The sequence below is a fragment of the Bradyrhizobium sp. Ghvi genome (assembly GCF_900115265.1).
In the GTDB taxonomy this organism is placed as follows: Bacteria; Pseudomonadota; Alphaproteobacteria; order Rhizobiales; family Xanthobacteraceae; genus Bradyrhizobium.
The window spans coordinates 35,090-58,453 of the sequence record NZ_FOVU01000009.1 but is presented as its reverse complement, the minus strand read 5'-3'; the positions used below and the strand labels follow the sequence as shown (position 1 = coordinate 58,453).

Below are 23,364 nucleotides of genomic sequence, written 5' to 3'. Positions count from 1 at the left end.
CCCGATGGGCCTGGTGGGGATTGAGACGTGATTTAGCAAGACAGATGCCAGCTGTTTGAAAAACTGAAAAACGAGCCTGAGCGCCTCACTCCTGGGCCAGCTTCCGCTCGATGTAGGCGTCCACTGTCTCGGCGAATGAGCGCTGCACGCCGACTGAGGCGACATGCAGCTCGAGCGCGTCCTGCTGGAGCACGCGCAAGCCGCGGCTGCGCGCGCTGACCGGCGCCATCGCCAGATAGTCGTCGATGGCGCCCATCGCCAGCGGGATACCTTTCGGATCCCCTCTCGCGATCAGCAAGCGCAGAAAGCTCAGGCAATCGGCCAAACCCGCCATGGTTGGTCTCTCAGCCTTGCTGCGATCTCGGCTTCGGCTTCCGGACGGCTTGGGTATGCGTCCCGAACAGTGCCAGCAGCAACGCGACTTCTTCCTTCGAACCGATCTGGATCATGATTGTCTCCTTTTCGCTCCGTTGGTCGGTTCCAACGGCGTGCGAGTTCAGGACGATCTGGTTTCAGGACTGTTTCAAAGCTGTTTCGTCATGGCGGCTCGCAAGCAGGCGATCGAGCAGATCGGATCAAACTTTAATCGAACGCACCCCATCGGATTCGGCGGAATGAAATCTCTCCGCCCCATGCTGGTACATGTCCGTCTTCACGCGAGAGAGCCAATGTATTACGTCGCCGCCGCACTGCTCGGGCTTTCGGGACTGTTCTATTCGGCGGGCCATCACGAGCTTGGCTCGTTCGGCTCCGACGTGTGCAGTTATGGCGGCGCCTTCTGCGACAGCCCGGCGATCGTCTTCACCGGCGCCGCGCTCGCGGCGGCCTGGGGCATGTTCGTCAGCGTCAAATAGGACGCACAAGACGCGGCGAGCGCGACCGGCACCGAGATGGCATCGCCAGCTCACATCGCCAGCTGTTTGCGAACAGCCGCCGCCGAATTGCCGACCTTGTCGACAGCCTGTTGCAGCTCCTCCCTGGAAACACCGAGCTCGTGGGTCCAGTATTTGACCTCCCAGGCCTCGTTCATGTTGATCTTGCTGCGGTCCGGTTGTTCGCGCTTCGTCAGATGGTCCATCGTGGCGTCCTCCTCACGGCTTGAGAACGCCAGCATCGCGCGAGCCGTTCCGAAGCGCCTCCGCCACTGGCCTCGCCTTGGGAACTTTCCGGCCATGTTCAGGCTTAAGCCTTCAATTCACAATTTCCCGAAGGCCAGCCCTGTCGAACCGATCCAAACCTGAAGCCTCCAAGCGCGACGGCGTCGCTGCGCCCACCGAGCCGGCATCGACGCTGTTGCGGCGGCTCGGGCCGGGCCTGATCACGGGCGCGGCCGACGACGATCCCTCGGGCATCGCGACCTATTCCCAGGCCGGGGCGCAGTTCGGCTACGGGCTGCTCTGGACGGTGTTCCTGACCACGCCGTTCATGATTGCGATTCAGCTCGTCAGTGCACAGATCGGCCGGGTCACCGGCAAAGGGCTGGCCGCCAATGTGATGGAGCTCGCGCCCCGATGGCTGGTGCTGGGGCTGGTGACGCTGCTCGTTGTCGCGAACACTTTCAACATCGCCGCCGACATCGCCGCGATGGCGGAGGCACTCTCACTGGTCATCGGCGGGCTCAACCACGAGCATGCACTGATCTTCGCGGCCGGCTCGACCCTGCTCCAGGTCTTCCTACCCTATCGCCGCTACTCACCGGTGCTGAAATTCCTGACATTGACGCTGTTTGCCTATGTCGCGACCGCCTTCACCGTGAAGATTCCGTGGAGCACTGCGCTGCTCGCGGCGGTGTGGCCGAAGGCTGACATCAGCGCCGACTATTTCATGATGGTGGTCGCGGTGCTCGGTACCACGATCAGCCCTTATCTCTTCTTCTGGCAGGCCTCCCAGGAAGTCGAGGAAATGAACCTCGGCAGGCGCGACAAGCCGCTGCGCGACGAGAGCAAGCGCGGCGCCGATCCCGAACTCACGCGCATCAGGGTCGATACGACCTCCGGCATGCTGCTGTCGAACGGCATCGCGTTCTTCATCATCCTGACCACGGCCTCAGTGCTGAATGCCAACGGCATCACCAACATCAGTTCGGCGACGCAAGCGGCCGAGGCGCTGCGGCCGCTCGCGGGCGACTTCACCTTCGCGCTGTTCGCCCTCGGCATCATCGGCACGGGCCTTCTGGCAATCCCGGTGCTGGCGGGGTCGGCGGCTTACGGTGTCGCGGAGATCTTTGGCTGGCGCGCGACGCTGGAGGCGAAGCCCGAGAAGGCAGTCGGCTTCTACACTATCATCGCTGCCGCAACCATCATCGGCTTCGGGCTCGGCTTCACCGGGATCGATTCCATCCACATGCTGGTGTGGAGCGCGGTGCTCAACGGTGTCGTGGCCGTTCCGATCATGGTGATGATGATGTTGATCGTCTCGAGCCGCGCCATCATGGGCCGCTTCAGGGCCCGCCAATGGCTGATCGTGCTCGGTTGGCTCGGCACTGCGCTGATGGCGCTGGCCGTGCTCGCTTTGCTCGGCTCGTCGGTATTCGGCTAAACCGGCGACAGCGCCGCCGATATCTGCGAGGCGATGATGAAGGCCGCGAACACGGCGGGCACGCTGATGAACCGCAAGAACTGATCTACTGAAGGCATCGTCGTCTCCCCAAAGACAAAGCGCCCTCGCCCGCCGCGCTACTCCACCCCTTGCGCGACGTGCTGATCGGCCGTCAGAATCTGATCGGAAATGGCAGCCCCGCTCATCGTGAGCAGCGCCAGAATCCAAACGATTGCCATGAATTTCATGCGCGGAGGATCGGTTCCGATTGTGGCCAAAAACGTCTGGGCCTGGCGCGATTTCGGGACGATCCCAAGAAACATCATGATCCCCGGACTTCTGCGGAGCCTTCGGCGGCACAGCCAAAAATCGATGCCTGCCCAAACGTTTGCGGGCTTCACGCTACGCAGTCGTTAGCCTAACAATTGTGGCTGGGCCCAGGCTTGCGATCGGGAAACAAATCAATAAGCGCCGTGGGCCGACAGGGGAGCGACATGGCAAAATCATCAAAAGCAACAAGTCTGGAGATGTTCGCCTGCGACGCCGGCTGGAGGAACTACCACTTCGTCAAGCTGACGACCGAAGACGGCATCGTCGGCTGGAGCGAGTTTGACGAGGGTTTTGGCTCTCCCGGCGTCGGAGCTGCGATCCAGCGGCTCTCGGGGCGCGTGATCGGCCAGAACGTCTTCCAGCACGAGCGCATCCATGCCGAATTGTTCGCAGCCACCCGCCCGGCGGCAGGTGGTGTGGTTGCCCAGGCGCTCGGGGCGATCGAGAATGCATTGCTCGATGCCAAGGCGAAGTGCCTCGGCGTCCCCTGCTACGAGCTTCTCGGCGGCAAGATCCGCGACCGTGTCAGGGTTTATTGGTCTCATTGTGCGACATGGCGGATCAATCACCCCGCCTGGTACAAGCCGGCGATCGAAAACCTCGACGGCGTCAAGGCGATGGGTCAGGAGGTGCGCGAGAAGAAGTTTACTGCCCTCAAGACCAACATCTTCTCCTACGACGATGGCAAGCCGACCGGCTGGCGGCCCGGCTTCGGCTCGCCCTTTGCGCCCGAGATCAATGTCGACCGCAAGATCCTGCGTGACCTGCGCATGCATCTGGAAGCGATCCGCGATGGCGCAGGCCCTGATGTCGATATCCTGCTCGACTGCAACTTCAACGCCAAGACCGAAGGCTATTTGAAGATCCTGCGCGAGATCGCCGATCTCGACATGTTCTGGGTCGAGATCGACAGCTTCAATCCGCAGGCGCTCGGCTATGTCCGCAGGCAGAGCCCGCATCCGATCTCATCGTGCGAGACGCTGTTGGGCCTGCGCGAATTCCTGCCCTATTTCCACGAGCAGGCAATGGACGTGGCGATCATCGACACGCCCTGGAACGGCCTGTGGCAATCGATGAAGATCGCCTCGGCAGCCGAAGCCTTCGAGGTCAACGTCGCACCGCATAATTTCTATGGCCATCTCTGCTCGATGATGAACGCGCATTTCTGCGCGGCGGTGCCGAACCTGCGCATCATGGAGATCGACATCGACCGTCTCGCCTGGGACCGCGAGCTGTTCACCCATGAACCGGAGATCGTGAACGGCCATCTGCTCATTCCAGACCGTCCCGGCTGGGGTACCGAGCCGAACGAGGAGGCCCTTCGCTCCCACCCGGCAAAAACGAGCGGCGGGCTCTTGAATTACGGCCGCAAGAGCTGACGGAGCCTATGGCGTCACAGGATTGATGGCGGGAGACGTCTTCGGCCGCGCTGGCTCGATTGGCGACTTCGGCTCAGTCGGGAGCACGACGGCGCCAGCCGCACGTGCTGCTTCACCCGTGGTTGCGTACATCGCAACGTGCGCCGGCTGGGTCTTGGCGCGACTCCAGGGGCCGTGGTCGACGATCAGCATCGCTGCAATCGTCACGCCTGCCACAATCAGCGCAATCACGCCGGGATGCCGGAGCGCCGTAGACATGGAATTTGCGAAACGTCCATCAATCATCGAAGAGACCGCTTTTTCCTATCAGCGGGTTAATTCCGTTCGGCCCCTCCGGTTCCCCTCAACTGCAGCCAGGTTCCGCACCGAAACGAGAAGTCGCCGTCATCTTCACGTCCGGCCGCGCATCGCCCGCGAACCCGTCACGATCTTGCATTTTGATGGCTGCAAGCGAGTTCGCATCGAGCGCGCCGGCGTGTGGCTTGGAATGCACAAACGGCCGGCGTCACTCCCCCGGTGCGATCGCATTGCTGGGTGTCGGCCGATCGGTGATCTGCTGGCCGAATAAGCTGCCGATCAGTTCGACCGCAGTGCGCGCGGTTCGACCGCGCTCATCCAGGAACGGATTGAGCTCGACGATGTCGACCGATCCCACCACGCCGGAATCGTGCAGCAACTCCATGATCAGATGGGCCTCACGATAGGTCGCGCCACCCGGAACGGTAGTGCCGACGCCAGGCGCGACGCAAGGATCGAGAAAATCGACATCGAAGCTGACATGCAGCACGCCATTGTTCGCCTTGACGCGCTCGATGACGCGCCGGATCAGGACTGCGACGCCGAACTCGTCGATCTGGCGCATGTCGACGACCCTGATCCGACGTGCACGCATCAGCTCCTTCTCGAGCTTGTCGATTGATCGCGCGCCGAACAGGTCGAGCCTGTCAGGCTCGATCGACGCACGCGCATCGTCGCCCAGAAGTCCATCGAGGCCTGCCTCGCCGCACAGAAACGCCGCCGACATGCCGTGCATATTGGCCGTGATGGTCGTCTCCGGCGTGTTGTAGTCGGCATGGGCATCGAGCCAGAGCACGAACAACTCGCGGCCCCGCTCCTGCCAATGCCGCGCCATCGCATTGACCGATCCCATCGACAGCGTGTGGTCGCCGCCGAGGAAAATCGGCAGAGCACCGGTTTGCGCGATCTCATAGCCGCGACGGCTCAGCACGCGCGTCCAGCGCTGGATTTCGCGGTAATGATTGGCCTTCTCCGGCGGCCTGTCGGCGAGATCGCTGACTTCGGCCACCGACAGGTCGCCGTAATCCACGACTTCGAAATCCAGGCTTTCGAGCAGCGTTGCAAGCCCGGCGGTCCGCAGCGCCGCGGGCCCCATCAAGGTACCGCGCTGCGAAGCACCCATGTCGATGGGGGCGCCCAGCAGCGCGATGCGCCGGCCTCGATCCGCGATGGTTCGATCGGTCACGGCAATCTCCTGAATCAGCAAAGGCTGCACCACCGTAACAGAGATTCGCACCCGTCGTTTCACGGGGGGCTGGAACGAAATCCGGCGCGCCGCATTTCCACTGCAAGGTCGGCACCCGCCGTTCAAGACGGCGCCTGTCGCGGATAGCCAAAGGCCTTCGGGCCCGCTGTTCAACATGAGCGCACGCGCGGATAGCCAAAGGTGCCGGCCTCAGTTGCTTCGCTAATCCGGAGATCGCGCTTGAGCACGGACATACCGCAGCCCAACTCGCAGCCTGGCGTGACCGAACGCGCCATCGACGCAGCGACCGACGTCTCCCACACCATCGGTGAGGTCGCAGGTGGCCTGCGAGCCGCCGTCGATCGTCTCACCTACGCGATCGACGAAGCGCGAAAGCCCGGACGGCCGCTCGCGACAGTAGCGGCGATCACACGCGAAGCGCCCCTCGCCAGCCTGTTCGTCGCTTTCCTCTTCGGCGTTGCGATCGCGCGTCGGCGCTAGGACGTTGAACGCTTAGCAAGGCCTGATCTCGTTGCAAGCCCTCCTGTCAACGAAGGTGAGTTGGCCTGCCGACAAGATGTTGGCAGCTAGTTCGTCGTCACACATCGCTCGACCTCAAGGACCCTGATCGAGAAAGGCCGCGCCATCCGCAGCGCGGCCATGTCGCGATCATGCGCGAGGAGCTCACCGGTGGTGATGGTGCCAATGGTGCCGCACGACGGGATAGGACCCACGGTAATAGGCGTAGGCGGGGCGCACGACACGGCGATAGCGATAGCCGTAGGTAACAGGCTGCGTGTAGTAGGTGGTGGCGTAGCCGCTGCCCCAACGGTACGGTGCATCGTATCCGTAATCGTAGTCGTAAGCGTAGGGGCCGCCATAGTAGCCGGCGCCGTAGTAGCCTGGACCGTATCCGTAATAGCCGTAGCCAGGCCCCCAACCATAGGCCGAGGAGGCAAGCCCGCCGATCACGGCGCCCGCAACAAGGCCGCCGGCGATGCCCGGTCCCCAGCTGCGCCACTGAGCTTCGGCGGGAGACGTCGTCGCTATCGAGCTCAGACCAAGTGCGCCGACCATCAGTGTCGACATTGCAATCTTGTTCATCGAGATTCCTTTCACATCCACATTGCTTGCGCCCCGGCGATAACGGGAAAAACAAGCGATGGTTGCTACTCGCCGCGTGTCTCGTCTCTTCGTCTAAAATCGGGAAAAACTGGAAACTTTCCGAAGTGCGTTGAGTTGGCAGCGACTGGATCTGCCTCCGGAGGAGGGAGCATGGTCGACGAAGTCGTCTTGAAGAACGCAGCGGAGACCGCATGGACGGTGTACCGGGCGCAGCACCCCGATGTCGACGCTGACGACAGCCGGCGCTGTCTGCTGGAGCGCCACCTGCACAGGAGAGGGGAAGAGCGCGAGAGCGATACCGAAGAACTCGCCAGCTTCGGGATAGCCTACCTGCACCAGCTTCCTGAAGACGAATGTTGACGAGCATGAAAATGCTCGTCGCGCGCGTAGCCCTCGGAAGCACAAGGCCGAGTTGGACCTTGGCCGCAATTTCCTTTCTCATCTCCGCGGTCATCGTGGTCGGTTTGCGGATTGTGCTCGGGGCCTAACTCGATGCGAATCGCCCAGCTTGCACCGTTGGCCGAGAGCGTTCCTCCCAAGCTTTACGGCGGCACGGAACGGGTGATCGCGTGGTTGGTGGACGAACTGGTTGCGCTGGGTCATGACGTCACCCTGTTCGCAAGCGGCGATTCGAAAACGAAGGGAAAGCTCCACGCAGTGTGGCCACGGGCGCTGCGCCTGGGACGCAGAGGTGTCGATCCGAGCGCCGCCTGCGCGCTGCTGATCGAGGCCATCGCCGAGCATGCGCGCGACTTCGACGTGATCCACTCTCATGTGGACTGGCTGCCCCTGCCCGTGCTGAGCCGGACCGGGGTGCCGTTTCTGACGACGATGCACGGCCGGCTCGACCTTCCAGGTCTTTGCGATGTGGTTGGACGTTTTCCGAACGCCCCATTCGTCTCAATCTCGGACAGCCAGCGCCGGCCGCTGCCGGACGCCAACTGGATTGCGACAATTCCGCACGGGCTGCCCGGGGATCTGTTTCGGCCTTGCTACGAGAGCGGCTCGTACCTGGCTTTTCTCGGACGGCTCACGAGGGAAAAGGGGCCGGAAGATGCGATCCAAATCGCGCGCGCCGCCCGAATGCCGCTGCGCATTGCAGCCAAGATCCCCCGCGCGGAAACGGCCTATTTCAAGAAAAAGCTCGAACCCGAGATCGACAGCGAGAACATCCAGCTGGTCGGCGAGATCGACGAAATCCGCAAGCAGCCGTTCCTCGCCGGTGCCGCCGCCTTGCTGTTTCCGATCGACTGGCCGGAACCGTTCGGACTGGTCATGATCGAAGCGATGGCGTGCGGGACACCGGTGATCGCCTATCGTTCGGGCTCGGTGCCGGAAGTCGTGGAAGACGGCGTCACGGGCTTCATCGTGGACGGCGTGGAGCAGGCGATAGCAGCAGTCAGCGAGGTTGGTCGACTCGATCGAACGAGAGTCCGCGCCCGTTTCGAGGAGCGGTTCGTCGCGAGCCGGATGGCGCGCGCCTACGAAGGCCGATATCGCGAACTGATGCGCGCGCATGCGCCACTGCCCATGGCAGGCGGCGACTGAAGTTCCGCTCGTCCGGGCTGCGGCGGCTCCGGATCACTTCGCCGCAGCAGCAATCCGTGTCTCTCCGAGAATACACGTCCCCGCCGTTGCCGAGTCTTCCCGAATCGGAACCACGCGTCGCGCCGAGGGTTGATCGGCATCCGTATTAGGAGGTTTCAAATGAACAAGCGTCTATTCTTCGCTACCACCGCTGCAGTCGCGATCGCGACTTCGGCGTTCGCGCAATCTTCTCCGAGCACATCGAGCTCCAGTCCCTCGGCTACGCAGCGTCAACAGGACTCCACATCGACCACGACGCCATCGTCTTCGACGTCCGCCCCATCATCCAACTCGTCTTCGGGATCTGCGCAGACCAGTCCTTCGACGAATTCGGCCCAGACACAGTCTCCGTCCTCGACCGGTCAGACCGCCGCAGGCCAGACATCGAGCCCAAACGCCGCCACCAACACGACGCAGGCGCCGGCTTCGGGCACTTCGACCAACCAGGCACAGACCAATCCGCCCGCCAACCAGACGGCCACGCCTTCGAACCAGGCGCGGACCAATCCACCCTCTTCTTCGAACACCCAGACGCAAAGCGCCAACCCGCCTGCGCCGGGCACCAACCAGGCGCAGTCACCGACGGGCAGCGGGTCGACCAATACGGCTCAACAGCCTAACAGCCAGCAGACCACGGCCGATCGTTCGTCGAACACCAATGTGAATGCGTCCGTGAACATCAACGATCAACAGCGGACCCGCATCAGCTCGTCGATTTCGCACCTGAATGTGCAGCCGCTGACCAACGTGAACTTCTCGCTGTCGGTCGGCACAGTCGTGCCGCGCGATGTGAGGCTGCAGCCGTTGCCGGCCGATGTCGCCGAGATCGTGCCGCAATACCGGGGCTACAATTTCGTCCTGGTGAAGGACGAGATCGTGATCGTTGAGCCGTCCAGCGACAAGATCGTGGCCGTCCTGCCGTACTCCGGCCGGTCGACTGCAGCCGCGCCGGCACCTACCGAGAAGCGCAAGACGACGTTCAGCGATCGCGACCGCGAGGTGATCCGCAAACACGCCAAGGCGCGCCCGGTCGAGCGCGAGCGGCGGACCACCGGCAGCACAGTCCGCACCGAGATCCGGACCGGCGAGCGCGTGCCGGATGGTGTGGAGATCGAGGCGTTTCCGGAAGAAGTGTATCGGGATGCTCCGACCCTTCGCGAGTACCGGTACATCAACCGGGACAGCCACACCTACATCGTCGAGCCGCAAGACCGCCGGGTGATCGAAGAGATCGATTGATCCTTTCGAAAGGCGCTACCTGACCGAACGAGAAGGGCCGCACGTTGCGGCCCTTCACATGTGACGAGAGCCTGTGATGCCGGCGGTGCGACCGTGAAGCTGCTCGCCGGGCAGGTTCACGCTGCGCTGACAGCTTGGAGCTCGGCCGCCAGAAATTGCTTTTCGAACGCATCGGCAGGCATCGGGCGGCCGAAGAAATAGCCCTGCCCTTCCTCACATCCCATGCTGACCAGGAAGTCGGCCGTCGCGCGATTTTCGATGCCTTCGGCAACGACGGTCAGGCCAAGCTGCTTGCTGAGGCCGATGGTCGAGCCGACAATCGCGGCATCGTCGGAATCCGCGAGCAGATCGAGCACGAAGGAGCGGTCGATCTTGAGCCCGTCGAGCGGAAACTTCTTCAGATAGCTCAAGCTCGCATAGCCGGTTCCGAAATCGTCGAACAGGATGCGCACCCCGAGCTGCTGGATCCGCTTGAACATGTCGAGCACCCCGGCCTCGTCGTGCAGCAGGATATCTTCGGTGACTTCGATCTCGAGCAGCGAGGGAGTGAGCGCTGTCGCCTTCAACAAATCCGCGACCGAATGCGCCAGATCGCCCGATTGGAGCTGCGACGGCGAGAGGTTGATCGCAACGCGCACGGCGTTGCCCGACAATTCCCAGGCACGTGCCTGGCGGGCGGCGGTCTCCATCACCCAACTCGCGATCCGCTCGGACAGCGCCGAGGTGTTGACCACCGGCATGAACTCTCCCGGCGAGACGTAGCCACGCACCGGGTGACGCCAGCGGATCAGGGCTTCGGCTCCGACCAGACCGCCATCGGTCAGACGAACCTGGGGTTGATAGAACAACTCGAACTCGCCGCGATCCGCTGCAAGCGCCAGTTCGCTCTCCAGCCTCAGCCGGTTTTCCAACTCCTGCCTGATCGCGCTTTCGAAGATCACATGACTGCCACGCCGCGTCAGCTTTGCCTTGCTCAGCGCGAGATGGCCATTGCCGAGGAGATCGTCCGCGTTCTGTCCACCGTCCGGGTAGACGGCAACACCCATGCTGATCCTGACCCGATGCTGGCGCGTACCCGTTGCGAGCGGCGCCTCGAACGCACGCGCAATCCGCTCGGCGAACGCGGCAACCGGCTCGCTGGCGCAATCCAGCGCAATCGCAAACTCGTCGCCGCCGAGCCGGGCAACGATCGCCTTGCTATCGGCTTCGATCCGCAGGCGCTCGGCCACTGCTCGCAGCACGAGGTCGCCGGCCGAGTGTCCCAGCATGTCGTTGATCTGCTGAAAGCCGTCGAGCCCCAACACGAGCAACACGACCTCGGAGGATCGCCGCTCCGCCGCAGCGATCAGACCGGCCAGGCCCGCGTGCAGCGTGTTGCGGTTGGCAAGCCCCGTTAGCGCATCATACTCGGCAAGATATCTGACGCGTTCGGCTTCGCGCTTCCGCACGGAAATATCGCGCAGGATCGCGCCGTATTGGAAACCGTCCGTTCCCTGCCAACCCGAGAAGCTCGCTTCGGCCGGGAAGGTTTCGCCACTCTTGCGCCGCCCCTCGAACTCGACAACAACGGCACCACCGGGAACCAGCAACGCCTGGCGCGCAGCGTCTCGGATGGCGAACGTCTTTGTGCCGGGTTCCGCAGGACTCGCACAAAGCGTCTCGAATGGACGTCCGATCATCTCGGCCGGCATATAGCCGAAGATCGCGCTCGCGCCGGGATTCCAAACCGTGATCCGGTGATGCTCGTCCGTGCAAACCAGACCATCGCCGAGCGACATCGCAATGCGATGAAAGCGGCTTTCGGCGATGCGTCCGAGCAGGCTGCGGAAATCGATCTCGTCCAGCGCGATCGCCGCCAGATAAGCGACGATCGCGATGTGGAACAGCGACGTATCGATCACGAGCGGCCAACGTTGCTGCACAAAAAATGCGGTCAGTTCGATGCCTGCTCCGGCTGCAATCAGGATCGCGACGCGGGCGCCAGGAGCGACACGGCGCCACGAATACATCATCAGCAGGCAGATGAGGCCGAGGCCGGCGATCGTGCTGACGTCGGACGTCCAGTGCAGCATGCGGTTCTGCAGCACCGATTCTGCCGCCAGGGCCTGGAGAACCGGCCCCGCGACGCTACGGCCGTTCGGGACACTGAAACGGTCGCCAAGTTCGAGTGCGGTGGCACCGACGATGACCTTCTTGCCTCTTAGCTTGTCGAGCACCGCGGCGTCCCCCCGCAGCACGTCGACGTAAGAAACGCCGGGAATGGATGTCGCCCGAATGCTGAAGTCGATCAGGAAAGGCGGCCGTCGATTGACATCCTGCCCGGCGAGCACGAGGGCCATGGATGGCATTCGGGCATCACCGAGCCTCTCGCCGACCGGGTAGCGGCGAACGAGCCCATCCGGTTCAATCGCGACATTGACGACGGCAGGCCACGATTGGTTGCTGAAGGGCTTCAGGGGACGATTGATATGCGCCGCGCCACCATTTGCCGTCGGCTGCTTGAAGGACGGCAGGATCGTCGAACCTCCGACCTCCCGAAGCGCGGAGAGAAAGGCCTCGTCGGAAGCAGCATCCGACGGCGTGCTGAAATCGATGTCGAAAGCTATGTCTTGAGCGCCGGCGGCCTCGAGCCTGCGCAGGAGGTCAGCGTGCAGACGACGCGGCCAGGGCCAGACGCCGATCTGATCGATCGAGGACGCGTCGATTGCCACCACGACGACGTCGCCGCTGGCGGAACGCGATTGCCATGCAAAGCGCAGATCCGCGAGCGCGTTGCGAAGCGCGCCGTGCCATCCCGTGGACAGCACGACCGCCAGCGCGATCACGACAAGGATATGTGGCCGATAGCGTTTCACCTTGCTCCCCTGCACCGGCGACCCTCGCCGCCAAAGCGCCCTATGTTCGTGGCATGCGCCTAGTGATGTCCCCTGCCCGGCCCCGGACCGCGCTGGTTGCCGCCGTTGCCAGCGTTTCCGCTGCCGCTATTGCCGTTGCCGGTGGCACCCCCGTTGCCGTTATTAGCGGTGTTGCCTCTGTTGGCACCATTGCCACTGTTACCGTTGTTTCCGCTCGGCGCGTCCTTGGACGAGCCTGCGGCGGCCGCAGCAGTCGACTGACCGAATGACGCCGAAGTCGAGCTGGCCGCGCCCGCGCTGCTGCTCTCGGTGCTTGCCGTGACGGCCGAGCTGTTGGTCGGGGACGTCGTCGCCGACCTGCCATCACTCCACACGGTGTGGGTACTGGCGTTCGCATTACGCACCCGCCCCGGCGCGACCGCCTCGTGGGCAAGCCCATGCGTGACCTTGTTGACGTTGAGCTTGACCTCGCCGAGCGAGCTCGAAATGCGCACCACGCCGGCCTTGGGCGCGTGAGCTTCAACGGCCTGACGCAATGGCGCCGGCGTGCCGGCTGTCTTGGTGCCCTTGTCGATCATTCCAAGCGCATGGATGATGTGGCCGTCCGCCGCATTGCGCGGTGCCGACAGCCCCGACTTCGGCACGGGGACGCGCTCGATCGTCGAGGCGCGCGGCTTGCCCTGCTCGATTGGATTGAGCGTACCTGGGCCATCGAGGCGGAGACCCGGCTTGCCGTGCTCGAAGGCGGTGGCCACCTGCCCCGGCATGACCTGGGCGACCTGGCCGGTCTTGAAATCGGAGACTTCAACCTGGCCGCGGAGCACGCCGACCTTGGTGCTGCCTGCGCCCACTGTGACGCTGAAATGCGTTCCCTTGACGACGGCGGCGAGATAGGGCGTCTCGACCTCGAAATGCTTGACGTTGCGCTTCTCGACCTCGAGCAGGATCGAGCCGGCCTGCTGGATGATGGTGGTCGAGAGTCCCTCCTTCTTCTCGGCCGGCACGCCGACCACCGAGTTGGGCGAGATCAGAATCGTCTCTTCGCCGCGAACGAGCAGGACGCGTCCGTTATGACCGGTGCGAATGGTATCGCCCGGCTTCAGAGCCTCTTCCTGGCTCAACGACACCTGCTGGGCGCCGTTGGTGGCGAGCCAGACCTCGCCCGATGACTTGCTGACCGACCAGACGCCGTCATCCGCAGCCGATGCGCCGGCCGCCGTTCCCAGGATCAGCGCGGCCATCAAGACGCACCGCACTCCAATTCGGACAATCATGACGGCCCCCAGTGTGAATGACAGTGAGCCTGACCCGTATCCGAAATCACTCAAGATTGGCTTAGCAGGAGCCAGGGAGTCCCGAGGGCGCGTTAACCAATCATTGACCATAAAAAACTATGAAAAATCATGCGGCTACCAAATCCTTACCGGCCCCTGCAGGTTTCTCCGTCGAACTACTGGGAAGGGCCCGCGCGTGGCGCGGCCGGGCGGTATCTAGCTGCCGCGCTCGTGCTGCTCGCACCGATGTTTCCGGGAACCTCACAGGCGGTCGCGCAACAGGCCCACCAGCCGGGGTTCGATCCTCGCCAACCGGAGAAACACTTCGAAAACCAAACCGAGCAGGAATCCTTGAGCCGGCCTCCGGTGAAGCTGCCCTCGGTCGGCCAAGCCCCAACCGGCGGAGACACCGAACCACAGTTCGTGCTGCGCGGCATCAACGTCAGCGGCGCCCACGCCATCCCGCCCGATAACATCGCCGCCATTTACCAGCCCTATCTCGGCAAGCAGGTTTCGCAAGCCGACCTTGCCGCGATCGCCGGCGCGATCAGCGATCTCTACCGCGCCCAGGGCTATCATCTGAGCCGCGCGATCGTGCCTCAGCAGGACATTGCTGACGGCCATGTCCGGATCCAGGTGATCGAAGGCACCATCGTCGAGGCCAACCTGAAAGGCGATGAAGCCGAGCAGTTCGGTGTGAAGCCCATGCTGGGGCCGATCCTGGCCGACCGGCCGTCGCGCCTCGCAACAATCGAACGCCAGCTCTTCCTCATCAACGGCCGGCCGGGGGTTCGGATCACCGATACTGCATTGGAGGAGATCGGCGGTGCGACCGGTCGCTTCCGCCTCACCATCCATCTGAAGACGTGGCACGTCTTCACCTCGTTCGGCCTGGACAATCTTGGCTCATCTTCGGTCGGTCCATGGCAGAGCTATGCGACGGGTGCCTTCAACTCCTACCTTGCGCCTGGCGACACGCTGGCCGTCAACCTGTCGACGATCGCCAACGACCCGCGCGAGCTTGGCTTCGGCCGGTTCTCCTATGACACGCCCGTCGGGGTCGATGGCGTGCGCCTTGGTGCATCCGTCCTCTACAGCGCGGTCCGGCCCGGCGATGCTCGTCGGCTCGTCAGCGACATCACCACGACGGAAGCGTTCGAGCTGCGTGCCAGCGTCGTCCCTCTGCAGTCGCAATCTTCTTCGCTCGTGCTGACGGCGGCGACGACCTTCAGCAACGTGTCGGAGCATGATCTTTACGGTCCCTGGTACAACGATCACATCAGGACCGCGAGTCTGACTGTCGATTACCGGCTCCAGGACGGCTTCGGCGGCACCAACTACGCGACGATGATCTATCGCCAGGGCCTCGACATCTTCGGCGCTTCGCATTTCGACGACGATCTGTTGTCGCGTGATGGTGCGTCCTCGAACTTCTCGGTGCTGAACTTCTGGTTCACGCGCTACCAGACCCTCAACGACGCATGGTCGCTCAAGCTGGCTGCAGCGAGCCAGACCGCGTCGCGTCCGCTGTTCACCTCGCAACAATTCTACCTTGGCGGCGCAGCCTTTGGCCGCGGCTATGGTGCGGCGGAGATCAGCGGCGACAATGGTCTTGCCGGCTCGCTCGAGCTGAGGTTCAACCAGAAGCTCAATTTCCGCTACTGGAGCGGCTACCAGCTCTACGCGTTCGGCGACGTCGGCGCCGTCTGGAACGACGGTTACCGGCTGAGCGACGGCCTTTCCCTGACGTCGGCGGGCGCCGGCGTGCGGTTTTTCCTGCCACACGATCTCCAAGCAGATTTCGGCGTCGCCGTTCCCTTGAGCTACCGAGCGCCGGACAATGAACGCCGCAGCCCGCGTTTCCTGTTCACCCTGTCGAGCGCGTTCAGGTTCTGCCCCGAACGGGGCAGAAACGGCTGTCTCTAGCTGGCGCGGCCCTTTTTGGGGCCCTCCTCACAGACTTGCCTAAATTTAATCCCGTAACGTGCTCACGATCGCTCGATCCGGGGGTTTTCAATAGCCATTTTCAGTCAAAAGTGATTGAGACGGAACCATGAAGAGGGTGCTTGCCATTCTGGCCTTTCTCTGCGTCCTTGCGGCGGGCCAGTACATCGTTGTCAGCAAATTCGCGATCCGTCACGAGATGCTGTCCTTGTTCGATGCTGCGCGTCAGCGGCCGATCTCGGTCGAGATCGCCGTGCGGCGCGACTACGAGACCAAGGCCAATCTTGGGCTCTGGAAGCTTCCGGTCGCCATCATCAGCAATGGCAATACTGTCAAGGCCACCGAATATTCCTTCCTCGCCAACGTGCTTGCGGCGCGCGGCTATCTCGTCGCCAGCATCCAGCAGGATCTGCCGAGCGATCCGCCCCTGATGACCCATGTCGGCCAGCAATATGTCGGCCGGCGCGAGGTCTATATGCGGTGTGAGGCCAATATTCTCTACGTGCTGAACACGTTGAAGGCACGGCAGGAGAATGCCGACTACGACCACCTCACACTGGTAGGCCATTCCAACGGCGGCGACGTCTCCATGTACGTCGCCAAGCAGCATCCCGAGCTCGTGTCGAAGGTGATCACGCTCGACAATCTCCGGGTGCCCTTCGTCCTCAACGACCGCATGAAGATCCTGTCGTTCCGCTCCAAGGATCCGCATTTCGTGACCGACCCGGGCGTACTGCCGACACCGGAAGAGGCCAAGGCGCGCGGCATCGACATCATCCATACCGGTGCGCAGCACACCGAGATGAGCGATCGCGGTCCCGATGCGGTCAAGGAGAAGATCCAGGCGACCCTTGATCGCTTTCTGCGCGATAGCGCCAGCAGCGCGCTGGCACCGGCCGATAGGACCACTCCGATGTTCATGAATCCCGGCGACTACTAGCCGGGGCGCTTTGCGGCAGATCAACGCAACTCCAAGCCGGCCACGATAGAAAGGCTGCACAGCATGGGAGAGGCACGTGTCGCACCGCACTCAAAGCCTTGATACGGAGAGTCTTGGCCTGCCTCCGGCGAGAGCGCCCGGATTCATCAGGCATCTCTATCGTTCCGCCCGCAGGCTACTGCGGTCGATCATTGCCCGCATCGACCTCTCGCAATTTCCGGGATCGTGCTGCGGCTAGGTACACGATCCGCGAAATTTAGGCAGGTATTCAGATGCTCGAACGCGTGAGACAAATTTGGCTTCTGCTCGCGACAGTCTCCGGCCTCGGTGTGTCGCCTGTTTTCGCCGCCGACGCCGATCACGGCGGCGACCTAGCCCGGCGCTGGTGCGCGAGCTGCCATGTCGTCGCGAGCGGCCAGACCCAGGCCAGCGCCGATGTGCCCTCCTTCGCGTCGGTAGCGCGCAAGCCTGATTTCAGCCCGGAGAGACTTGCCTTCTTCCTGCTCGACCCGCATCCGAAGATGCCGAACTTTCCCTTGAGCCGGATCGAAGCCGCCGACATTGCCGCCTATATCGGGTCGCTGCGCCAGTAAGCCGGGCCAGGCCCTCAAAATAGAGATCCCTGCCGGGTGAACCGACAGGGATCAGCAGAAAGGATGAGGGACAGCGGATACGCACATCCGGCGGCCCATCATGGACCTGCGCCGGATTCGCAGTGCGCATCACGCCGCCGCGCATGGTCGATTTGCAAGCAGGCAGCCGCGCGCCAAACTAAGGCTTGCCGGTCAGGACTTGCCCTTGCCCGGCTGCATCAAGTTCCCGGTCATCTGGCGCATGTGATCACCGGCGTTGGTGAACTGGCTGCGCAGGAACTCGGACTGGATTCGCATCGCTTCCTGAAGATCGGTTGCGTGAACCAGCTTGCGGGCGTGCTCGAACGCCGCCTTCATGTTCTGCTCGGTGAAGGCGAGCGCCTGCTTGGACACGTCCGCGCTCGCTCCGGGAACGGATGACATCGATTTGGTGGCGGCATCGAAAAACATGCCGAATGCCTTCTCCGCCTGATCGATTGTTTTCTCTGCCAGATCGCGCAGTTCTGCCGGAACTTCGAGCTTCGGTTCGATCATGGTCGCACTCCTCCCCTTTTTCCTGACTGATTATCACATTTGCCGCACTGCCATCCAGCGGCCAAGCTCCGGCCGCGGCGACCAGCCGGCTGGTCTGCCTCAAGCTTGAAAGGTGGACAAAGTGTAATGTCGGCGCTGCCGGGCTCAAGACAAGGGATGTCCGGGGAGGGTTTCGTCGGTGACGAGGTCTTCGACCAGCTTGATGACCTCGAAGCGCTGGCGGGGGGCCAGCTTGAGGAAGGCGCGCAGAAGGCGGAGACTCTCGACCGTATTGTTCGCGGGTGCGCCGAGTTTGAGATGCAGTTCAGCCGCGAAATTGAGGTTTTTCATCTCGCACCTATGACAGGACTCGGCCTTTTCGAGGTCGAACGTCGGAGGCCCGCTCAAGGACCGGAGGTCGTCGCCAAACGCCACGGCGACGATAAACTCCAGGTCGGAACATCCCAGCATCTTGCGTGCTGGGCTACACAACTGAACGGAATCGACAGACCCGAGAAGTTGTAACTATGGCAAGGAACAACCGATCGAGCAAGCCAAACCGTGAGTCGCAGTATGCTCCGCCGGCAGCGCGCCACGGCAATTCCGGATAACAGGAATACGCGCCGCCGTCACCCACCTGCGTCAAGAAGCAGCAGCATCAATGATCACACTGTCCCGATCGCTGTCAATTAGACTAGCGTTTCGCCTTGTTTCCGGTGTGAACGGAGATCGGCAACCATCGACTAGCGCTTCTTCAGCGTATACACGTAATCGTTGAGTCCGATTTTGGCGGTTGCATCATCGACGAAATGAACGTCGATCTCACAGCCAGTTTCCAGCGTCCTGATACTGGCCTCCGTGAAGCCGAGCGAAGCGGCGAGCGCCTTCGGATCGGCCTTCGCGTCGGCATGCTGCATCTCGTCGAATGCACCCTGGAAGATCATCTCGGGATCGGAGGCAGTCATCTTGTATCGCGGCTTCGCGCAGGCAAAGGGACGCGGACCGGAGATTTCCCTGGCTTTCAGAACGACCGTCTTGCCGATCAGCCCTGCGCGCTCCGCATCGTCGGGTTTGCGGTGAGGATCAGCCCAAGGCGCCACCACGGCCGCCGTCAACGTCCAACTTCCGACATAAAACGGATCGGCGGCCATGGCAGGACCGACGAGGCCGGTAGATGCGAACAAGCAGATAGCGCATGTCAATTTCATCGGGTGCGTCCCCTTGATCTTTCGGCTTGGACTCGTCGTTCCGCATCATGGTTCATCAGCACCGATATTTCCCGTGCCGTGAACCGGTGTTCAAGATCCCGCGACCAAGCGGTTGCGAAATGGCCACGCAGATCACGGGCGCCTGGCTGATGGACTGTTCGATTCGGGCGCGCGTCAGCAAAGGACGACGGGATGCTTTCTCGCTGCGATCTCATCAAAGGCGCCGCAGTTGTGCTTCTCACACTCTCGACACAGGGCGCATGGGCGCAGGAGATCAAAATGAACCTTTTCAAGATCGTCACTATCAAGGATGAGATCATCATCGGATTGTCGCCCGACGAACTTCTGGCGCTCGGCGGCAATGACGCGAGCGCGGTCGCGCACGCACTGGCGCAGAAGGGCGATCTCACCGTCTGGCAATACAGCGTGCACCGAGGACAGAGCGGTGAAATGCAACAGGCGCCAACCGCAGAGATCGGCCTGCTGGCCAACGCCTCGCTCCGCGTCGAGCCGTACACCACGCCCTATCAGATCATGCCGCATCCGTGACAAAAGGCGGGAGCTGCCGGCGGCGTCGAGCCGCCGGCACCCCGTTCAGCGGCGCCGCGCCGATGTGTCCGTCGCAAAACCGTAAACCAGCGCCAGCCGATCGAGGCATTCGCGAAATCGCCGCGCGAAATAGTCGTTCCAGCGCTGGGTGCGAACGGCACGGCGCTGCCCGATTTGCTCCATGGTCAGGCCGAGCACCAGCACGTCATGCACCAACGCCGCACCGTCGGTGCCAAGCTCGCGCTCGACCCGGTTCAGCCGCAACACGGCCTGCCGCTGGCTCTCCGTCACGGGTTCGCGGCAGCGCGCGCCGTCGACATATTCACGGGTCGGATCCATGGCCTGAGGACCGCGCTCCGCCTTCTCCCAGTCATTCTGGTAGGCGCGACCACCCCGGTACTGCGCCTCGTCGATCTGGTGGTGCGAATGCAGCCGGCCGAGCGGATCGTTGCGAATCGAGCGCATCGCGACGATCTTCTCGTCCAGATCGAGCGCGAGGGGATTGTCGATCTCGACTTCCACCAATTCTGCATTGAACGGCAGGTCACGCGATCGCCGGTCGTGGAGCGCAGTCAATTTGTAGGATGTGTTGCGTCTGGCACGTGCCACTCGGAGACTCCTTGCGAATTGAGATGAGAACGGACTCGCTGGTCAGGCGGCGAAGACCAGCCTCAGCACCACGGCACCGGCGGTCCGGCCGGACGCGGTGCCGGGACCGCGGATCAGGCGCGCATGCGGCGCGCAATAGCTCGAGCCCGGCTGACGCGGGTGACCGCAGAAGGTGATCTCCTCTCCCTCCTTGTCACCGCCATAGGGATAGCGGCAGTCGCCTCGCTCGAGCTCCAGCAGTGTGATCAGGCGCGGGCTGACGCCTACGCAACGCAATTTGATCGGCTTGGCCGGCTTCAATGCCGATGGCGGCGGCAGGTTCAGGCCGGGTGGCGCGGCACGGGCCGGTGCGAGCGGAGCAGACCCGCCTGGCAAGGACGGCACGATGGACGGACTTATCATTCGTTCGGGCGTGCTGAGCCCGAGCCCGAGCCGCCTGGCGCGGCCAACCACCGCATTGCGCGTGTAAGCCGTTCCAAACCTTGCGTTAATCTGCCTTCCGATCTCCGCATATGACAATCCCTTGAAAAAATAGTCGCAAAGCGCGTCGGAATGCTCCGACGGCCAATGGCCCGGTTCCATGCTGCTGTCCTGTGATGCGCCCCGATTCCACGATCCGGAGCAGGAACGAACATTCCGTTATTCCGAAGACCAAGTCAAGCCGGAATTCTGATATTCATAATTGCATCAATTCCGAATTTCGGATTACAAGAGGCGAGAGCCATGGGCAATCGAGGGAATCACCATGTTGGACGTTGCGATGATCGAACGGGGCCTGGAGAAGACGGGCAAGAGCAAGGGGGGACTGGCTGCGGCGATGGGCGTGCGCCCGGGCGCGGTGTCGGAAATCCTCGGCGGCGAACGCCTGGTGAAGGCCTCGGAAATCATTCCGATCATGGAATATCTTGAGCTGAATCTCGCGCCGATCATGGGCCGCGTCGGCGCCGGGGCGGTGATCGAGCCTGATTACGAGCAGGTTCCGCCGGAGGGGCTCGGCGATGTCGCGCTGCCCTTCCCGATCATGGAAGAAACCGTCGCCTTCGAGATCGTCGGCGATTCGATGCTGCCCAAATATGAAAGCGGCGACGTGATCGTGGTCTACAAGGACCAGCGTCATCCGCTGTCGAGCTTCTACGGCGAGGAGGCCGTGGTCCGGCTCAAGACCGGCGAACGCTATCTGAAGACCATCGAACGGGGCAAATCCCCTTCCGTCGTCAACCTCACCAGCTTCAACGCCAAGCCGATCGTCGGCGTCAAGCTCGACTGGGTCGGAGAGATCTGCCTGTCGATGCCCAAGGGCCAGCTCGAGCGGCTACGCGCCAAGTCGGCCCGCCCGCGCAAGAAGGGGCGGTAAGACGGATTTCTGATTTTTGGAAATCGAGCTTGACTTAATTCCGTTTTTCGGAAATAATCTGCCGCGCACCGACCCTGGGGCGCGGCAGGATATTTTCATGCAGTATTTCGTCGTGATGATCGACTACGGGCGGCGCGGTCGCGAAGCGATCGTCGACCCCGAGATCACCAGGCGCGAGGTCGTCTCTCGCGTCAGCTCCGGCGAATACCAAAACATCTCGTTCATTCACGAAATCGCGGAAGATTCCGTCGAGGACGTGACCGAAGCGATTTTGGCCGAAGCCGCCCTTCCCGAAATCCGGTCTGAAGACATCGATCTCCAGGCGAGCCATCTCGATCACGCCCGCGACCTGCGCAAGCACGAGCGAACGTGACGCAGGCCCGTGCGGCCTGCGTCACCATCCAGTAGGCGATCACACTGTGAGAACGGTTGATCCCGTGGTCTTGCGCGCGGCGAGATCGGCATGCGCCTTGGCGGCGTCCTTCAGCGCATAGGTCTGGTGTACCTCGATCTTGACGGCACCGGATTTGACGACGTCGAACAGTTCGTTCGCCATCGCGACCAGGTTCTCGCGTTTCGCGGCATAAGTGAACAGCGTGGGACGGGTAACGTAGAGAGAGCCCTTCTGCGCGAGCAGGCCGAGATTGAGTGGCTCGACTGCACCGGAGGATGCACCGAACAGCGCGGCGACGCCGAGCGGCGCGAGACAGTCTAGCGACTTCAGGAACGTATCCTTGCCGACGGAATCATAGACCACCGGGACCTTCTTGCCCCCGGTAATCTCATCGACACGTTTCACGAAGTCCTCGCGGGTGTAGATGATGACGTGGTCGCAACCATGCGCCTTGGCGAGCTTTGCCTTCTCGTCAGAGCTGACCGTACCGATCACGGTTGCCCCAAGATGCTTGGCCCATTGGCTCAGGATCAGGCCAACGCCACCGGCCGCCGCATGCAGCAGAATGGTGTCGCCGGCCTTCACGCGATAGGTCTGCCGGATCAGATATTGCGTGGTCAGTCCCTTCAGCATCATCGCGGCCGCGGTCTTGTCGTCGACCCCGTCGGGCAGTTTCAACAGCCGATCGGCGGGGATCAGCCGCGCCTCGGAATACGCACCGAGCGGCGAAGCGCCATAGGCGATGCGGTCGCCCGGTTTCAGATCGGTGACACCCGGCCCGACCTCCTCGACAACGCCCGCTGCCTCGCTGCCCAGTCCACTCGGCAGTTGTGCGGGATATACGCCAGAGCGGTTGTAGATATCGACGAAATTAAGGCCCACAGCAGTATGGCGGACGCGCGCCTCGCCCGGTCCCGGCTTGCCGACAACGACCTCCTCCCAAACGAGGACTTCCGGACCGCCGGTCTTGTGAAAACGAATGGCGCGGGTCATGGGCATTGCTCCCTTATCGTTGCAGTGAAGATCCGAAAAAAGGATCGGCCAGTGAAATAGGCATTTGGTCCACCCGTTACAGGTCGGACACGTAACAAGAATGTCACAGCTGAGACCAAACCTCCGCCGTTCCGCCTCTGTTCGAAAGAGTTGATGACCGCATCTGAAGCGTCAAGCGGTAGCCTCTGCGCGGGGTTAGTGGTCGCCTGCGAAGGAGAGCCGAGATGCCAGCTTATGTCCAGCATCATCAGGATATCGAAATCGCGCCCGTGAATTGCCCTGCTTGCATGGGGTTCCTGCCGATGTATGTGCGCGAGGTCGAGCCGCATTGGAGCCTTGCCAAGATCGACTTCGTCTATGAGTGCGCCGATTGCGGCGCCGAGGTCAGGCAGACAATCCGCAAGCCGGAATTGCTTCGGAACTGATCGCGCGACCGGGCGCTGCCAGGTATTTGCGC

The 23,364-nt window shown here is 62.6% G+C and carries 28 protein-coding genes; 14 read left to right on the top strand and 14 right to left on the bottom strand.

Annotated elements, in window-relative coordinates; genetic code table 11:
* Positions 1-85: 85 nt before the first annotated feature.
* Positions 86-334, bottom strand: a complete 249-nt coding sequence (locus BM374_RS28375; protein WP_092300093.1) for a hypothetical protein — start codon at positions 332-334, stop codon at positions 86-88.
* A 334-nt stretch (positions 335-668) separates the two neighbouring features.
* On the opposite strand from BM374_RS28375, the gene BM374_RS28370 reads away from it, so the two are divergent.
* Positions 669-854 carry a hypothetical protein gene (locus BM374_RS28370; protein ID WP_092300090.1) on the top strand — a complete coding sequence of 62 codons (186 nt, stop codon included), beginning with the start codon at positions 669-671 and terminating at the stop codon, positions 852-854.
* Between the two features lie 50 nt (positions 855-904).
* On the opposite strand, the gene BM374_RS28365 is transcribed toward BM374_RS28370, so the two are convergent.
* Positions 905-1,078 (bottom strand): DUF3606 domain-containing protein, encoded by a 174-nt coding sequence (locus tag BM374_RS28365; RefSeq protein ID WP_092300553.1) that lies wholly within the window; start codon positions 1,076-1,078, stop codon positions 905-907.
* 212 nt (positions 1,079-1,290) lie between these two features.
* Here BM374_RS28365 and BM374_RS28360 point away from each other — a divergent pair, with 212 nt between their 5' ends.
* Positions 1,291-2,538 carry an NRAMP family divalent metal transporter gene (locus tag BM374_RS28360; protein WP_092300550.1) on the top strand — a complete coding sequence of 416 codons (1,248 nt, stop codon included), beginning with the start codon at positions 1,291-1,293 and terminating at the stop codon, positions 2,536-2,538.
* Positions 2,539-2,675: 137 nt separating this feature from the next.
* Here the strand turns inward: BM374_RS28360 and BM374_RS28355 are convergent, their stop codons facing one another.
* Positions 2,676-2,864, bottom strand: a complete 189-nt coding sequence (locus BM374_RS28355; RefSeq protein WP_092300547.1) for a hypothetical protein — start codon at positions 2,862-2,864, stop codon at positions 2,676-2,678.
* A 168-nt stretch (positions 2,865-3,032) separates the two neighbouring features.
* Between BM374_RS28355 and BM374_RS28350 the strand changes: the two genes are divergently transcribed.
* The gene (locus tag BM374_RS28350; RefSeq protein WP_092300087.1) at positions 3,033-4,247 is read left to right on the top strand and encodes a mandelate racemase/muconate lactonizing enzyme family protein; all 1,215 of its coding nucleotides are present in this window, start codon (positions 3,033-3,035) and stop codon (positions 4,245-4,247) included.
* 6 nt (positions 4,248-4,253) lie between these two features.
* Here the strand turns inward: BM374_RS28350 and BM374_RS28345 are convergent, their stop codons facing one another.
* Positions 4,254-4,532 (bottom strand): hypothetical protein, encoded by a 279-nt coding sequence (locus BM374_RS28345; protein ID WP_092300084.1) that lies wholly within the window; start codon positions 4,530-4,532, stop codon positions 4,254-4,256.
* Positions 4,533-4,752: 220 nt separating this feature from the next.
* On the bottom strand, positions 4,753-5,730 hold the full coding sequence (rocF, locus tag BM374_RS28340; protein WP_092300544.1) for an arginase: 978 nt from the start codon (positions 5,728-5,730) through the stop codon (positions 4,753-4,755).
* Between the two features lie 240 nt (positions 5,731-5,970).
* Between rocF and BM374_RS28335 the strand changes: the two genes are divergently transcribed.
* Positions 5,971-6,231, top strand: coding sequence for a hypothetical protein (locus tag BM374_RS28335; RefSeq protein ID WP_092300081.1), 261 nt, complete (start codon positions 5,971-5,973; stop codon positions 6,229-6,231).
* Between the two features lie 183 nt (positions 6,232-6,414).
* Here BM374_RS28335 and BM374_RS28330 read toward each other — a convergent pair whose 3' ends face one another.
* Positions 6,415-6,834, bottom strand: a complete 420-nt coding sequence (locus tag BM374_RS28330) for a hypothetical protein (protein ID WP_177248583.1) — start codon at positions 6,832-6,834, stop codon at positions 6,415-6,417.
* Between the two features lie 171 nt (positions 6,835-7,005).
* Between BM374_RS28330 and BM374_RS28325 the strand changes: the two genes are divergently transcribed.
* From BM374_RS28325 to BM374_RS28315, 3 genes are all read left to right on the top strand, one after another.
* The gene (locus tag BM374_RS28325; RefSeq protein WP_092300078.1) at positions 7,006-7,215 is read left to right on the top strand and encodes a hypothetical protein; all 210 of its coding nucleotides are present in this window, start codon (positions 7,006-7,008) and stop codon (positions 7,213-7,215) included.
* Between the two features lie 132 nt (positions 7,216-7,347).
* On the top strand, positions 7,348-8,403 hold the full coding sequence (locus BM374_RS28320; protein ID WP_092300076.1) for a glycosyltransferase family 4 protein: 1,056 nt from the start codon (positions 7,348-7,350) through the stop codon (positions 8,401-8,403).
* Positions 8,404-8,562: 159 nt separating this feature from the next.
* Positions 8,563-9,681 carry a DUF1236 domain-containing protein gene (locus tag BM374_RS28315; protein WP_092300073.1) on the top strand — a complete coding sequence of 373 codons (1,119 nt, stop codon included), beginning with the start codon at positions 8,563-8,565 and terminating at the stop codon, positions 9,679-9,681.
* 116 nt (positions 9,682-9,797) lie between these two features.
* Here BM374_RS28315 and BM374_RS28310 read toward each other — a convergent pair whose 3' ends face one another.
* Together BM374_RS28310 and BM374_RS28305 are read right to left on the bottom strand one after the other, a co-directional pair.
* Positions 9,798-12,536 carry an EAL domain-containing protein gene (locus tag BM374_RS28310; RefSeq protein WP_177248582.1) on the bottom strand — a complete coding sequence of 913 codons (2,739 nt, stop codon included), beginning with the start codon at positions 12,534-12,536 and terminating at the stop codon, positions 9,798-9,800.
* Positions 12,537-12,595: 59 nt separating this feature from the next.
* Positions 12,596-13,810: a FecR family protein gene (locus tag BM374_RS28305; protein ID WP_092300067.1), complete on the bottom strand. Its 1,215-nt coding sequence runs from the start codon at positions 13,808-13,810 to the stop codon at positions 12,596-12,598.
* A 129-nt stretch (positions 13,811-13,939) separates the two neighbouring features.
* Here BM374_RS28305 and BM374_RS28300 point away from each other — a divergent pair, with 129 nt between their 5' ends.
* From BM374_RS28300 to BM374_RS28290, 3 genes are all read left to right on the top strand, one after another.
* Positions 13,940-15,736: a ShlB/FhaC/HecB family hemolysin secretion/activation protein gene (locus BM374_RS28300; RefSeq protein ID WP_092300064.1), complete on the top strand. Its 1,797-nt coding sequence runs from the start codon at positions 13,940-13,942 to the stop codon at positions 15,734-15,736.
* Positions 15,737-15,863: 127 nt separating this feature from the next.
* Positions 15,864-16,694 carry an alpha/beta hydrolase gene (locus BM374_RS28295; protein ID WP_092300061.1) on the top strand — a complete coding sequence of 277 codons (831 nt, stop codon included), beginning with the start codon at positions 15,864-15,866 and terminating at the stop codon, positions 16,692-16,694.
* A gap of 272 nt (positions 16,695-16,966) precedes the next feature.
* Positions 16,967-17,287 (top strand): c-type cytochrome, encoded by a 321-nt coding sequence (locus tag BM374_RS28290; protein ID WP_092300058.1) that lies wholly within the window; start codon positions 16,967-16,969, stop codon positions 17,285-17,287.
* Between the two features lie 192 nt (positions 17,288-17,479).
* Here the strand turns inward: BM374_RS28290 and BM374_RS28285 are convergent, their stop codons facing one another.
* From BM374_RS28285 to BM374_RS28275, 3 genes are all read right to left on the bottom strand, one after another.
* Positions 17,480-17,821 carry a phasin gene (locus BM374_RS28285; RefSeq protein ID WP_092300055.1) on the bottom strand — a complete coding sequence of 114 codons (342 nt, stop codon included), beginning with the start codon at positions 17,819-17,821 and terminating at the stop codon, positions 17,480-17,482.
* A gap of 144 nt (positions 17,822-17,965) precedes the next feature.
* Complete coding sequence (locus BM374_RS28280) at positions 17,966-18,151, bottom strand: hypothetical protein (RefSeq protein ID WP_092300538.1); 186 nt, start codon at positions 18,149-18,151, stop codon at positions 17,966-17,968.
* Between the two features lie 392 nt (positions 18,152-18,543).
* Positions 18,544-19,008, bottom strand: coding sequence for a hypothetical protein (locus tag BM374_RS28275; RefSeq protein WP_092300052.1), 465 nt, complete (start codon positions 19,006-19,008; stop codon positions 18,544-18,546).
* A 192-nt stretch (positions 19,009-19,200) separates the two neighbouring features.
* Between BM374_RS28275 and BM374_RS28270 the strand changes: the two genes are divergently transcribed.
* Positions 19,201-19,557 carry a hypothetical protein gene (locus BM374_RS28270; RefSeq protein WP_092300049.1) on the top strand — a complete coding sequence of 119 codons (357 nt, stop codon included), beginning with the start codon at positions 19,201-19,203 and terminating at the stop codon, positions 19,555-19,557.
* A 45-nt stretch (positions 19,558-19,602) separates the two neighbouring features.
* Here the strand turns inward: BM374_RS28270 and BM374_RS28265 are convergent, their stop codons facing one another.
* The gene (locus BM374_RS28265; RefSeq protein WP_092300046.1) at positions 19,603-20,166 is read right to left on the bottom strand and encodes a hypothetical protein; all 564 of its coding nucleotides are present in this window, start codon (positions 20,164-20,166) and stop codon (positions 19,603-19,605) included.
* Positions 20,167-20,208: 42 nt separating this feature from the next.
* Entirely contained in the window at positions 20,209-20,748 is a 540-nt protein-coding gene (locus BM374_RS28260; protein WP_092300043.1) for a GcrA family cell cycle regulator, read from the bottom strand.
* 163 nt (positions 20,749-20,911) lie between these two features.
* Here BM374_RS28260 and BM374_RS28255 point away from each other — a divergent pair, with 163 nt between their 5' ends.
* Positions 20,912-21,520, top strand: coding sequence for a S24 family peptidase (locus tag BM374_RS28255; protein ID WP_092300040.1), 609 nt, complete (start codon positions 20,912-20,914; stop codon positions 21,518-21,520).
* Between the two features lie 97 nt (positions 21,521-21,617).
* On the top strand, positions 21,618-21,893 hold the full coding sequence (locus BM374_RS28250; RefSeq protein WP_092300535.1) for a hypothetical protein: 276 nt from the start codon (positions 21,618-21,620) through the stop codon (positions 21,891-21,893).
* A gap of 39 nt (positions 21,894-21,932) precedes the next feature.
* Here BM374_RS28250 and BM374_RS28245 read toward each other — a convergent pair whose 3' ends face one another.
* Complete coding sequence (locus BM374_RS28245) at positions 21,933-22,907, bottom strand: quinone oxidoreductase family protein (protein ID WP_092300037.1); 975 nt, start codon at positions 22,905-22,907, stop codon at positions 21,933-21,935.
* Between the two features lie 224 nt (positions 22,908-23,131).
* Between BM374_RS28245 and BM374_RS28240 the strand changes: the two genes are divergently transcribed.
* Positions 23,132-23,332, top strand: a complete 201-nt coding sequence (locus BM374_RS28240) for a hypothetical protein (protein ID WP_092300034.1) — start codon at positions 23,132-23,134, stop codon at positions 23,330-23,332.
* Positions 23,333-23,364: the final 32 nt, after the last annotated feature.

What these genes read in the sequence shown, in the direction of transcription:
- BM374_RS28375 (WP_092300093.1), bottom strand. Translation starts at nt 334, where the DNA reads ATGGCGGGTTTGGCCGATTGCCTGAGCTTTCTGCGCTTGCTGATCGCG.
- BM374_RS28370 (WP_092300090.1), top strand. Translation starts at nt 669, where the DNA reads ATGTATTACGTCGCCGCCGCACTGCTCGGGCTTTCGGGACTGTTCTAT.
- BM374_RS28365 (WP_092300553.1), bottom strand. Translation starts at nt 1,078, where the DNA reads ATGGACCATCTGACGAAGCGCGAACAACCGGACCGCAGCAAGATCAAC.
- BM374_RS28355 (WP_092300547.1), bottom strand. Translation starts at nt 2,864, where the DNA reads ATGATGTTTCTTGGGATCGTCCCGAAATCGCGCCAGGCCCAGACGTTT.
- BM374_RS28350 (WP_092300087.1), top strand. Translation starts at nt 3,033, where the DNA reads ATGGCAAAATCATCAAAAGCAACAAGTCTGGAGATGTTCGCCTGCGAC.
- BM374_RS28345 (WP_092300084.1), bottom strand. Translation starts at nt 4,532, where the DNA reads ATGATTGATGGACGTTTCGCAAATTCCATGTCTACGGCGCTCCGGCAT.
- BM374_RS28330 (WP_177248583.1), bottom strand. Translation starts at nt 6,834, where the DNA reads ATGAACAAGATTGCAATGTCGACACTGATGGTCGGCGCACTTGGTCTG.
- BM374_RS28325 (WP_092300078.1), top strand. Translation starts at nt 7,006, where the DNA reads ATGGTCGACGAAGTCGTCTTGAAGAACGCAGCGGAGACCGCATGGACG.
- BM374_RS28320 (WP_092300076.1), top strand. Translation starts at nt 7,348, where the DNA reads ATGCGAATCGCCCAGCTTGCACCGTTGGCCGAGAGCGTTCCTCCCAAG.
- BM374_RS28315 (WP_092300073.1), top strand. Translation starts at nt 8,563, where the DNA reads ATGAACAAGCGTCTATTCTTCGCTACCACCGCTGCAGTCGCGATCGCG.
- BM374_RS28305 (WP_092300067.1), bottom strand. Translation starts at nt 13,810, where the DNA reads ATGATTGTCCGAATTGGAGTGCGGTGCGTCTTGATGGCCGCGCTGATC.
- BM374_RS28300 (WP_092300064.1), top strand. Translation starts at nt 13,940, where the DNA reads ATGCGGCTACCAAATCCTTACCGGCCCCTGCAGGTTTCTCCGTCGAAC.
- BM374_RS28295 (WP_092300061.1), top strand. Translation starts at nt 15,864, where the DNA reads ATGAAGAGGGTGCTTGCCATTCTGGCCTTTCTCTGCGTCCTTGCGGCG.
- BM374_RS28290 (WP_092300058.1), top strand. Translation starts at nt 16,967, where the DNA reads ATGCTCGAACGCGTGAGACAAATTTGGCTTCTGCTCGCGACAGTCTCC.
- BM374_RS28285 (WP_092300055.1), bottom strand. Translation starts at nt 17,821, where the DNA reads ATGATCGAACCGAAGCTCGAAGTTCCGGCAGAACTGCGCGATCTGGCA.
- BM374_RS28280 (WP_092300538.1), bottom strand. Translation starts at nt 18,151, where the DNA reads ATGAAAAACCTCAATTTCGCGGCTGAACTGCATCTCAAACTCGGCGCA.
- BM374_RS28275 (WP_092300052.1), bottom strand. Translation starts at nt 19,008, where the DNA reads ATGAAATTGACATGCGCTATCTGCTTGTTCGCATCTACCGGCCTCGTC.
- BM374_RS28270 (WP_092300049.1), top strand. Translation starts at nt 19,201, where the DNA reads ATGCTTTCTCGCTGCGATCTCATCAAAGGCGCCGCAGTTGTGCTTCTC.
- BM374_RS28260 (WP_092300043.1), bottom strand. Translation starts at nt 20,748, where the DNA reads ATGGAACCGGGCCATTGGCCGTCGGAGCATTCCGACGCGCTTTGCGAC.
- BM374_RS28255 (WP_092300040.1), top strand. Translation starts at nt 20,912, where the DNA reads ATGTTGGACGTTGCGATGATCGAACGGGGCCTGGAGAAGACGGGCAAG.
- BM374_RS28250 (WP_092300535.1), top strand. Translation starts at nt 21,618, where the DNA reads ATGCAGTATTTCGTCGTGATGATCGACTACGGGCGGCGCGGTCGCGAA.
- BM374_RS28245 (WP_092300037.1), bottom strand. Translation starts at nt 22,907, where the DNA reads ATGACCCGCGCCATTCGTTTTCACAAGACCGGCGGTCCGGAAGTCCTC.
- BM374_RS28240 (WP_092300034.1), top strand. Translation starts at nt 23,132, where the DNA reads ATGCCAGCTTATGTCCAGCATCATCAGGATATCGAAATCGCGCCCGTG.